This window comes from Streptomyces sp. CB01881, assembly GCF_002953255.1.
GTDB lineage: Bacteria > Actinomycetota > Actinomycetes > Streptomycetales > Streptomycetaceae > Kitasatospora.
Genome location: NZ_CP026498.1, coordinates 10,945,514 through 10,946,734, shown reverse-complemented (window position 1 = coordinate 10,946,734; position 1,221 = coordinate 10,945,514). Strand labels below are relative to the sequence as shown.

Here is a 1,221-nt window from a genome sequence, read left to right as displayed (position 1 = left end):
ATTGTCGAACGAGTCCCCGACCGTGCCCATGCTCGCCTCAATTCCAGCTTTGAGTAGGCGAGTTGTGAGCTTGATGGACGTATATTGACAGCCGTGGTCGCTGTGGTGGATCAGCTTCCCGGGCTCCACTGGGCGGCCGTGGAGGGCGTACTCCAGTGCCGTGAGGACCAGGTCGGCGTCCGCCCGCTCCGAGGTGTGCCAGCCCACGATCCGGCGGGAGAACGCGTCGCGGATCGTGGCCAGCCACCACGGTCCCTCGCCGGTCGGGACCAGCGAGATGTCGGCGACCCACAGCCGGTTGGGGGCGTTCGCGGTGAAGTCGCGCTGGACCAGGTCCGGGGCGAGGTCGGCCGCCGGGTCGCGGCGGGTGAAGGAGCGAGGCCGGCGCGGGCTGACGCCCTGAAGCCCGGCCACGCGCATCAGACGCTCGACCCTTTTACGGCCGACGTGCACTCCCTCGCGCCGCAGGACGGCGTGGACGCGCGGGGAACCGTAGGTGGCATCCGAGTCCGAGTGGACGCGGCGGATCTGCTCGGTCAGTTCGATGTCCTGGCGCCTGCGCTCGCACGGAGCGTGGACGTCGCGGCGCCAGCGGTAGTAGGTGGAGGCGGGGATGTGCAGTTCCCGGAGGACGGGCTCGGCCCCGAAGCGGTCCTGGTGCTCGTCGATGAGCTTCAGTACCGTCGCCGGGTCGGGTCGAGCTCCTGGGCGAAAAAAGCCGAGGCGGCCTTGAGGATCTCGCAGGACCGGCGCAGCTCGGCGTTCTCCTTGCGCAGAGCGGCCAGTTCTTCTTTCTCAACGGTGGTCAGCCGGTCGTCGCGCTCGCCGCGGTCGGCCTCGTCCTGGCGGATCCAGTTGCGCAGGGCCTCGTGGTGCACGCCGAGGTCCCGGGCCATCTGCCGGATCACGGGCTTCGGGTCGGCGGCCCGGTACGCGGCAACGGCTCGCTGCCGCAACTCGGGCGGGTACTTCATCGGTGCAGCCATGGCAGAGGCTCCCTTCTCACGACCTATCAGGTCATGTCCGGCAACCTTCCGCACCTCGGGGGAACCTCAACCCGAGCCGTGGTCATCAGCCCTGGAGGGCTTGCAACCCGGGCGGGCAGCCACACGGTGAACCACCACCACGCGTGGTCATCAGCCCTGGAGGGCTTGCAACTCGCGCACCTCATCGACCGCGGGCACATGGTCGGCAGTGGTCATCAGCCCTGGTTGCAACTCG

General features: G+C 69.0%; 2 protein-coding genes. Both read right to left on the bottom strand.

The features are described from left to right. Positions 1-669: IS3 family transposase (locus C2142_RS37135; RefSeq protein WP_241003343.1), on the bottom strand; the 669-nt coding region annotated here is incomplete at its 3' end. 5 nt (positions 670-674) lie between these two features. Further along, the gene (locus tag C2142_RS37130; RefSeq protein WP_063352655.1) at positions 675-986 is read right to left on the bottom strand and encodes a transposase; all 312 of its coding nucleotides are present in this window, start codon (positions 984-986) and stop codon (positions 675-677) included. Between the last annotated feature and the right edge of the window lie 235 nt (positions 987-1,221).

Excerpts from the sequence above, each read along its gene's own strand:
- C2142_RS37130 (WP_063352655.1), bottom strand. The coding sequence starts at position 986 with ATGGCTGCACCGATGAAGTACCCGCCCGAGTTGCGGCAGCGAGCCGTT.